General features: G+C 34.1%; 9 protein-coding genes and 1 tRNA gene. 3 read left to right on the top strand and 7 right to left on the bottom strand.

The window, feature by feature from the left end:
* Positions 1-105 precede the first annotated feature (105 nt).
* Positions 106-786: a hypothetical protein gene (locus L1267_RS23145; RefSeq protein ID WP_235384353.1), complete on the top strand. Its 681-nt coding sequence runs from the start codon at positions 106-108 to the stop codon at positions 784-786.
* A gap of 55 nt (positions 787-841) precedes the next feature.
* Here L1267_RS23145 and L1267_RS23140 read toward each other — a convergent pair whose 3' ends face one another.
* On the bottom strand, positions 842-1,600 hold the full coding sequence (locus L1267_RS23140) for a hypothetical protein (protein WP_235384352.1): 759 nt from the start codon (positions 1,598-1,600) through the stop codon (positions 842-844).
* 390 nt (positions 1,601-1,990) lie between these two features.
* The gene (locus tag L1267_RS23135) at positions 1,991-2,515 is read right to left on the bottom strand and encodes a hypothetical protein (protein ID WP_235384350.1); all 525 of its coding nucleotides are present in this window, start codon (positions 2,513-2,515) and stop codon (positions 1,991-1,993) included.
* A gap of 226 nt (positions 2,516-2,741) precedes the next feature.
* Between L1267_RS23135 and L1267_RS23130 the strand changes: the two genes are divergently transcribed.
* Together L1267_RS23130 and L1267_RS23125 are read left to right on the top strand one after the other, a co-directional pair.
* On the top strand, positions 2,742-4,322 hold the full coding sequence (locus L1267_RS23130) for a hypothetical protein (protein ID WP_235384348.1): 1,581 nt from the start codon (positions 2,742-2,744) through the stop codon (positions 4,320-4,322).
* Between the two features lie 23 nt (positions 4,323-4,345).
* Positions 4,346-5,275, top strand: a complete 930-nt coding sequence (locus L1267_RS23125) for an HNH endonuclease signature motif containing protein (protein WP_235384347.1) — start codon at positions 4,346-4,348, stop codon at positions 5,273-5,275.
* A gap of 82 nt (positions 5,276-5,357) precedes the next feature.
* Here the strand turns inward: L1267_RS23125 and L1267_RS23120 are convergent, their stop codons facing one another.
* The 5 genes from L1267_RS23120 to L1267_RS23100 all read right to left on the bottom strand — a co-directional run.
* On the bottom strand, positions 5,358-6,326 hold the full coding sequence (locus L1267_RS23120) for a helix-turn-helix domain-containing protein (protein WP_235384345.1): 969 nt from the start codon (positions 6,324-6,326) through the stop codon (positions 5,358-5,360).
* 76 nt (positions 6,327-6,402) lie between these two features.
* Positions 6,403-7,041: a hypothetical protein gene (locus L1267_RS23115; RefSeq protein WP_235384344.1), complete on the bottom strand. Its 639-nt coding sequence runs from the start codon at positions 7,039-7,041 to the stop codon at positions 6,403-6,405.
* A gap of 497 nt (positions 7,042-7,538) precedes the next feature.
* Positions 7,539-8,357 carry a VWA domain-containing protein gene (locus L1267_RS23110; RefSeq protein WP_235384343.1) on the bottom strand — a complete coding sequence of 273 codons (819 nt, stop codon included), beginning with the start codon at positions 8,355-8,357 and terminating at the stop codon, positions 7,539-7,541.
* Positions 8,358-8,880: 523 nt separating this feature from the next.
* Positions 8,881-8,954 (bottom strand) — tRNA-Cys (locus L1267_RS23105).
* 188 nt (positions 8,955-9,142) lie between these two features.
* Positions 9,143-9,348 (bottom strand): hypothetical protein (locus tag L1267_RS23100; RefSeq protein ID WP_442960579.1); only part of this gene is annotated, 206 nt, incomplete at its 5' end.

The raw sequence follows: 9,348 nt of genomic DNA, 5'->3' as shown, positions 1-9,348 counted from the left end.
AACAAATCGCCCTCTATTTAACTGTATGCATATACAGTACATAATAATTCCTACTTCATTAAAGTCAAGACCGTTCGCCTTGACTCGCAGCTAAAGCAGGCGAGAATGTGGCGAACATTTGTTCAAGAGGGTAGTGCGGAATATTACAACTGGTGGTTGGCCTACCAGATATCTAATAAGGCGGACTGGGCGCTTTATTATTTGAGTTACCCGATAAATCAATATGAAATCAGGAAGAGCTCTGAAGTTCTACCATCAGACCATCCCAATAATGGTTTTTACAAAGAAAACAACTATGTTGTATTTGATATCAAAAGATATCCTGATTTTGCTGAGGTTATAATTACCAATCATCAAATCTCATTCTCAGATGTTATAATGCCTTTAGGGGAATATACTTTATTGCCTAGTAATAGACAGTTTAACCTAAAAGTTCGCCAAAAGGGTTACAAAAGTAAAGATGTTACCATCAATGCAGTAGCTGGCATAAATAGCGCTTATATAGCTTTAGAAGAAATGAACCCTAATGAGAAACTTGAAGAATATAAGAGAAACATATCTAATAAAAAGGGCTTCCTTTACATAAAACCTAGACCATTTGAGAATGAAGATGCTTCAATAAGGATATTAAATATTCGGGAAAAATTTACACAGGGCATGATGCTTAGTCCCGGACGTTATAAAATTGAAATCAAGAAGAAAGGTTTTGAAACTGTAATTAAAGAAATTTATGTTCCATCTAGAGGGATTAAACTTGAAGTGTCATTAGACAGAAAACGGACTTAATTATTTCGTAACCCTAGATGAAATGATGCATTTAGGGTTACATTAAAAAAGTTCTTTACATGTTCATTCCACTAAAATCTAGTGAACTTAGATCCACAGGTTTTCGTTCTTTAGGGTATTGTAATCTAACATCATGATTATCTATTAATCTTGTAAGTCTTTTTGGTGCCGGTTCAATACTAATGTTTTGAAATATAAAATCATCAAAATCTATCTTCTCGTTAACAAGGTCAAGAATGTGGCTAGCATTCTGTTTGTTCGTAAGTATTTCAACTTTTAGTCCATAGGTTGACCCAATTTCTCGTGATTTTGCTACATGTTGAAGAGACTGCTTGTTGTTTATCAGATTCAAAACTTCATGTACGTATTTGTAATCTGAATCATCAAAGGTTAGTGTAATTGCTGTATCAACTATATTTGCATTAAAAGATTCTAAACTATCTACAATTGATTCAAGTTCTGCATTTAATCTGTTTTGTTCTTTAAATTCAGGTAATTCTCTAGCGGGATTTTTCTCTAGATGAATCAAAATCTCATCATACCTATTATTTAATTTTTTTGTACGGCTAACAATATATTCATCCGCCGATCTGAACGACATCGAGTTATCTGGATTAAAACATTGTTCACTCGGGTTAAGAGAAATACCTAGAATCTCAGGGTGTTCATTGAGTTCTGTAGACTCAGGTGTCGTTTTTAAATGCATTAAAGCGAGTCGGATTTGGCGATCTTTATCTTTATCAAGAACATCTTGGTTCATTATCGTGCTTGCAATGAAGTCATAGATCTCTATTTGTGAATCAGGAAATTTCATAAAAGGGCCTTATTTTTATTTTCTATAAAAACAATTATACCACATTTGGTAGAACGCTAATTTAGGACTTCATACATTTTAGGACTTCATACATATTGCCTTAGAAGTGTAGACGTAGCTCTTGATTCGAACAAAATATGCAATGACAATAAAGTTTGCACGTTTCCCTTAAAGTCTGCACAGAAGTTGAGATGTTGACCTTAAAAATTGCACACGCTAGTAAAAACAAAGTGTACCGAGAGAGCATCAAGCAAAGATGTTAGCTCCGCGCACATACAAACTGGGTTTAGTGTTCAAATATTAGGGGAAAAATGAGGTGTTGAGCGTGCAAACTAAATTGGAAACCCACATTCGTTAGAAAAATTCTATCAAGTAAAAATTAGTCCTCGATTACTTTATATAAAAAATGACTTCAGAGCTAACATCGTAAGGGATAGCTGAGTAGTTAACGCCGGAGTCTCTAAGATTGTAATACAAACGGCCATAAACATTACGAATGGCAGTATAGGTATAATCCATTCCGGTTCCGCCGCAGCCGCTTTGTTCATATCTGTATAACACTGTCCAACTTTGGTAATTTTTAAAGTCAGGCTGTAATGAAGTTAAGTCATATATGTTCGAACAAAGATCTTCACGAGTAAGTAATTCTTTTGAGTGAAAGATTTCATTTCCAGTTACAGTAGAAACAACTTTTACACCTTCAGTCATGTTTGCAACTAGCTCTAGCCATTTTTCATCAGTTACTAATGGTTCTTTATCATATATGAGAAATGGAACCCATTCATCGTTTTGTGTATCTTCACTAGCACTTATACTTGCATCTACATTAGACAGAAAGCGTAGATTATTTTCTGCATGTGCTGCTGAAGTAGACGCTAGAAGTAGAGTGGTTAGAGCAAAATTTCTTATAAGCATATCATTTGGCACCGATTAAACATAATTAATCAATTTTAAGAGTAAAATGATGTTCCGCAATCCACCTTTAAAAAAGTACTTCATTATTCTAAAAAACAAGGTGTATAACCTTAATAGGATTTTACATTTGTAGGTCTTATGTATTAGTGCCATAATAAAATCTCAAACATTTCGGCTTAAATCAACAAGAAAGTCGAAGTAACAATTAAAAGGGCAGGAGACTATCATGGATATAACAAAGCTAAGTGAATGGAGCGAGCTTTTTAGTGCAATAAAACCAGATCAATTTTTTAATCGTACTACCCCTGTACATCACCAGCAAATGTATCTATGCGCTCCAATCTCATTAGCAAATAATATTCAGAGGCTTTGCCCAAAAATTTTAGATGGTCGAGACTCTATTCGTATTTGCATTGCTGGTGCAGAATTTATGGATACCTTTAATGATGGAAATGCATATAGTGTATTAGAAAAAATATTTGATTCTAGTATCAAATGGGAACTTGATTTCGTTGGTCTAAAAATTTACAACAGACGAAATTTTGGTATACAAATCACAAAAAATATCGGAACAAATGTTAAATCTAACTTTTTTAAATCTAGTCTTGGGCACTATATCAAAGAACATGGTATGCCTGATTTGGTTTCAATAAACTGTCCCGGTTTCGAAGAGTTTTGTGAAAGTTGGTTAGTTAAGGATTCAGGCATTAAAGATTGCTTAATTAATAACATTCCCGTAATTGGCACAAGTTATGGGAATGATGAAGCTGAAATAGATCAAATTTATAGCAGATCTTATGGTTTTAAGATAATTGATATTTATGACAACCAGTACACAATTGGTGATTCTCCAATAGATTTTAATGAAGCGGCTGACAGTTCTATGAATTGGTCGGGACAGGGATGGAGAATGGTAAAAGGTAACTTTCAGCGAGATGATGAGCTTATAGAACTCATAGAAGAACAAAATAAGTTTCTACATGAAATTAGTGACGGTAGCATCGAAACAACTTACTATCAAAGGTTTGATTTAATACATAAAGAAGGGAGTAAAGTTTTATATAAGATAGGAAGAGATTTAGCTTTTGATATCGATGACAAAGCAATAGTAAACTCCCAAGGTCAGACTGTAATTGAGGACATTGAGTTAGATACAACTTATCTCAGCGATGACTTAACAACACCTGCGCAGGCTCTTCTAATTATAGCTATCATACGAAGAGATTACTTGAGTGAGATCGATAATGCCGGGTTTTCACAATTTAATAGTTTAAGCGAGTCTGTCGAAGAATTAAAAGAGTTTCTTAAGAGTAATAATATAGATTCTGATCTTAGTGACCTATCTAGCTTCATATTTGGTAAAGCTGCAAAAGAAATGACTCCTATTAATATTAAAATTAATAAATTAATTAACAATGATGATTATGCTTCACTAAGTTTATTTTCAGATAAACAATTACATGACTTCACAACTGAAAATCATCAAAATCTAATGCATTTAGCTGCATTGAAAAACAGCGAAGCTCTTTATGAAATTGCTAAGACTGTAAAAATAAAACCTGAAGACAGAGATGGTGACTTTTTTAATGCGGTGGATATATGTGCTGAAAAAGACAGCATAGAAATATTCTGTAGAATAAGAAAGGATTTCCCTAACTTTGACTTTAATGATTGCGACCCAAAAGGCTTTAATGTTATGGCAAGAGCGTTGACTTATGGTTCACCGAGAATGATTAAAGCGTTAGAGAAATTAGGCTTAGAGCCTACTCTAGGGCATGCTGCTCAAATGTTTAATGACATGCAATAGTACATAAAAACACGGAGATAAGTATGGGTAAGGGCGCAAAAATCATTATAAAAGCTGGGAATGATTACGGTAAACGTCTTGCTGATGTAGAGGGCCATTTAACTGCATTCATAAACAACAATGTAGATAACAGACAGTACCTACCTGATAACTTTTTAAATTGGTTACTACATATTCTATATAAAAAGTTTGGGCCTCTGGATATCTGGAGTAGAGAAAAAAACACAAGAATTGAGTTTGGTAACTTTAAGTCGAAGTTAGGTGAGGCTATATTCACTCTAAATTTTAAGAATAAAAAACCAAGATTTTTCGTCGCGGGTAAAAGTTCTGTAAAAAGGAAATTGACAAATTTACCAGTAAATGAAAAAACAAAGGCAGTAGAGTTATCGAAATCTTATCACAAGAAGGTCATCCTTTCTGTACTGCACAATGATTTCTATAAAAGTAGATGTCCAACGTTTTCAAGTGAGTCTCTAACGGAATTCTTGAGCTTTGCTCAGGGATATGACTTTATCCTAGGTAAACCAAATAAAAAGCGATTTTCTAAAACACGCGACAATAGGGCTCAAGCTGAATTTAGAAAGCAAGCGTTCAGGATTTACGGCAATACTTGTTTGATAACAGGAGAGGCTCCAGACGTAGCACTGGAAGCTGCCCATATAGTTCCACACAAAAACACAACCATCGAAGAGTCATTTTTACCGTGGAACTGTTTACTGCTACGTAGAGATATTCACAAGCTCTTTGATGAAGGGTATTTAATTGTATCCAAAAATCTTACGGTGAAGTTAAACAAAAGGGCGCTTATGGATATGGATAATTACAGCCACTTAGATGGAATGAAATTAGATTTCAGTTCTATAGATTTTGAAAATGAAAGCTTTTCTATTAATGAATTTGTAAGAAAAATAAAGGCCAATTTGAATGAAAGAATGATTTTGATGTTTAATTAAGAGCTAATGATAATTTTACTTTGAAATTTAAAATATCGAGTTATCTGTACATTTCTGTATGGACAGATAACTCAGTTTTTAGTTAATTAAAAAGTTCTTCAATATCTTCATTAGATAAAGAAACTCCAACTTCATCAGCAATTTTTTCCACCAATTTTAATGTTATACGTTGTTTCTTTAAGAGTTCATCCATAAACACATCTGGGTGACTTCTAGGATATTTATCAAGCATTAAGCTTTCAAGATGCTCGCACAACACAGTTGTAGGCTCATTTGAAAGTGCTGAAATGTCATATTCAATAGGGATATTGTTTTCACATGCCATTTTTTTCATTTCATATAAGTTTTGATCGAAAAATCTTAGAACTTCGAGTTGAAATGTATGAAAAGTATTTGATGAATAAAGTTCATAATCTTGTTCATTGGAAATACCCTTAACGAATGCAAGTTCTAAAAGAGAAAAATAAATTTCATCAAATCCAGACTCGCCCCCTAGATCTTCAATTTTAGACCCAATTGGTAAAACATATAATGAGTAAATAGGGGAGATATGCACAAGCGCTTTCATTGCGCATACGATTATCTTAACAAATGGTAAGTCCAAAATTTCTTCGAGTTCTTCATCATCAAGTTCGTCACTCATCAATTTTGATTCAATATATTCTGGAAGAATTTTTGGTACATCAACACCAAGCCGCTGGAGTATTTTAATACTCTTGATTGGTACACCATATTCATCATCTTCAAGAACTTCGCATTCGTAAAGGTGTTCGGTTCCTAAAGTTATAAGTTCCCTAATGTGGTCAAATAACACTTTCCATCGTTCAGCCTCACAAACTGAGCCGGTAAATGATATCAAATCCAAATCATGAGTAGATTCAGAGAGTCCTATTAAATCTAAAATGTCAGCTCTCATTGAGTGTGACATATGTTCATCATTTTTCCATTTTGTAATTTGAGTTTGTGAAACTGATAGTTTTTCAGCTAATTCTTTTTGAGTGCAATTAAGATTTTCAAGCGCAAGTGAGATAATTAGTGATGGTGAATTCATAAATATGACCTTATTTAATAATGTAAGGCCATAATACATAATTTAGTAAATTAATAAAGAAATTTACTAAATTTCTTTAATAACTTAGCAAATAATCAATAGAGCCTTTGCTAAGATCAAATACGGACATGTTTATGAAAGGAGGTTTCTTACTGTCTAGATAGTAGTGGTCTTCAAACACTTTATTGTAATCAACTTCATACGAAAGTGATGTATAGCAGATTTTATTGGCATTTCGTGCTTTTGCGATTTTCAAAGCTCTTCTTAAATCCGTATTTGAAAAAAACATAACAATATTTTCTGAAGAAATATAGAAGTAAGGCAAGTTACAATCCCACTCAACTTCGACATTGTTGAATACATTAAAGTACTCTAAAAGCTGCAATACAAGGAAGCGATCTTTACCTGTCTGACCTTTACCTATTTTACTTTCACAAAAGGTGTGCGGCTGGTATATCTTTGGCTTTGGCAACCATGAACTTGGGTTATAAATACCATCTTCAGTCCATTCTGGTGAAGATATACTACCTAAAGTCAACTTAACGCTATAACATGATAGTTGGTCCGAGAAGTATGAAATTAATAGTTTGTTAGTGTCAATGCCAGTGCCATATATTGCTGATCCTGACCAATGATCTCTTGGGTTGGCCATAATCTCAAATAAGTGTAGTGCTGTATTTATGTCATTTTCAGTAATTTCGTGTAAACAATTCATTGAGTGAACCTTTTAATAAAATCTTCGATTTTAAGTATAAAGACCTTTTTAAAAATGTGTAGTAGTGATGCCTTTTAATCTATCAATATTGTTATTTAACATAATCTTATTTATGGGCTATGTTGATTAGTGTTTGGCTAGTGCATGGTCGGTAGCAAAGTTATGGCTTATTAAGTCCGGTATTGGATAGTATCGGACTTTAGTTATTTTTTTATTTCTCGATACTATCTAACTTTTTTCACGATGTATTTCTATATACAACAGTATCAGGACTATTCGTGCTCAGGAAATGTTTGTTATATCGAAGGATTGCTCGATATGAATGTGATTAAAGAAATAACTAACTACAGCCCGAACTGTCTAGTAAGAACAATTTCTGTTTGGTCTAAAAATACAAAAGCCATATCTGAAATAAGATGCCTTTAGGCACTAAGTAAAGTTAAAGCTGTTGCTAATAATTAATCGAAACAGCTTTAACTCTATTAGTTCAAATTATATTATTGAAGAATGCCTTTGGCTTTAGCTTCTTTTAAGAATGACGGGTATTCGCTCAGTAACAAATCATACATTTCTTTATCTGATAACGAATCAATTTCTTTCACCGCGAAAAAGCCTGCATTATCAACATTTCGCCCATCTAATTCATCTAATTGATGGAGAAACTTAAATGATGTTGGGTATTGACTGTTTGTTGACGATGAAGATGACCCGAACAATTTACCAAAGAAACCTTTTTTAGGCTCTTCTTTAACTGGTTCATTTGCTTCTAGTGGATTGTAGTCTTCACCAATAGCTACAAATTGGAAGAAGATTGGTAGATCCGAAATTTTACGAATAGCTTCAATAGCTTTAGCCTTATCTGAAGCATCGCCATCTGTAACATAAATAACAAATACAGGTGTTAAGTTTTTATCTGGTTGATTACGGTAAAAATTATCTACTAGTTTAATAGCTTCCGAATAGTTTGTGTAACCTTCTAAACGCTGATCTTTAAGTGAATGTGTTCGCTGATTGTAATTATCCAAATTGATTGAATCTTGTTGTTTACCAGACTGGCCAAATTGGAAAATATCGATTTCACCATCATCGTCAAAATTTAAGCCAGCAGGGATTAACTTCTTAACTAGCTCCCCTACTTTACCTGAAGAATAAAGTCTGTTCATCGAATAGCTTACATCTAAGCACACAGCAACCTTTGCAACTTCGTTACTAAGTTTATTTTTACTTAAAGAAATACCGAACTGCTTTGTTAATGAAACTAGTTCAGGATCTTTGTTGGAGTATTCGTCTTCGAACTTTCTTAAATCAATAGTCATAATAATACCTTAATGTAGTTTAATACGTATTGAATTCTATGCTTAATTTAAGTCAAGTCAACAAAAGATGAGTTTTTTTGCGGGAGGGTTGCAACCCTTACATTAGGAATGGCCGTTAGCGATTCTCAAACCATAATATGGTCAATGTAAGGGTTACAGTGGGCTTCCGCCCTATCACCTGAATACTCAGGTTATTTGCATAGGTGTGCTATTACGCCAAAAGCTTGTCTTCTAACCTGTAACTACTTCCCCCGGATTCAATGCACTACAGTTACAGAAAGATACATTGAATCCCCTTTTGCAAGATACAAGAGGCTTGGGTTCTAAATTAATAGATGCAGTACACATACAAGCACAGGTTCCAATTCTATTCAGCGCAATTTAATTGTGCTGCCAAAGGACTGCCGTACTCTTAAGTGCCAACTGTCGCGAAAGCGTCGAGCTACTCTTTAAAAGATGGCTGCTTCTAAGCCAACTTCCCTATGAAATTAGGTAACAACAAATTATTCATTGTTATAAAATCTGGAGGCGGAACCCGGAATTGAACCGAGGTAGGAGGATTTGCAATCCTCAGCATAACCACTCTGCCATTCCGCCAAAATAAAGCCGGTGGTTGGTCCGGCTATATGATAAAGCAACATGTGACAATAAAAATCAACAAAACCAATATACCAATAGATATTATATTAATCAATAGGAAATTTATTAATTTAGTAATAATCTGACTTCATGAACACTAAGTGAACTACTCGCAGCTAAAGCTCGCGAGCTTCCAAGATAGTAGCCTAAGCGACTAACCTTTCTTTTTTGACGCTTCGTTGGACACTGCTAATCGAGCTTTTGGCTCGGCTAGTCTTACGATTTCCTCCACGTCCACTATCTGACTTAGTTCTGAGAACTCCATCGTCAGACAACTCCGTTCCAGAGTCTAAAATGAGATTGATTGCCCGTTTCTTTATAACCAATGACGCATTGTTATCTGCATTGTCAG

The organism is Pseudoalteromonas sp. OFAV1, from assembly GCF_021532595.1.
GTDB classification, from domain to species: domain Bacteria; phylum Pseudomonadota; class Gammaproteobacteria; order Enterobacterales; family Alteromonadaceae; genus Pseudoalteromonas; species Pseudoalteromonas lipolytica_C.
This window is presented reverse-complemented; position numbering and strand designations above follow the sequence as displayed.

Coding starts and splice junctions, on each gene's coding strand:
- L1267_RS23145 (WP_235384353.1), top strand. CDS start 106: ATGTGGCGAACATTTGTTCAAGAGGGTAGTGCGGAATATTACAACTGG.
- L1267_RS23140 (WP_235384352.1), bottom strand. CDS start 1,600: ATGAAATTTCCTGATTCACAAATAGAGATCTATGACTTCATTGCAAGC.
- L1267_RS23135 (WP_235384350.1), bottom strand. CDS start 2,515: ATGCTTATAAGAAATTTTGCTCTAACCACTCTACTTCTAGCGTCTACT.
- L1267_RS23130 (WP_235384348.1), top strand. CDS start 2,742: ATGGATATAACAAAGCTAAGTGAATGGAGCGAGCTTTTTAGTGCAATA.
- L1267_RS23125 (WP_235384347.1), top strand. CDS start 4,346: ATGGGTAAGGGCGCAAAAATCATTATAAAAGCTGGGAATGATTACGGT.
- L1267_RS23120 (WP_235384345.1), bottom strand. CDS start 6,326: ATGAATTCACCATCACTAATTATCTCACTTGCGCTTGAAAATCTTAAT.
- L1267_RS23115 (WP_235384344.1), bottom strand. CDS start 7,041: ATGAATTGTTTACACGAAATTACTGAAAATGACATAAATACAGCACTA.
- L1267_RS23110 (WP_235384343.1), bottom strand. CDS start 8,357: ATGACTATTGATTTAAGAAAGTTCGAAGACGAATACTCCAACAAAGAT.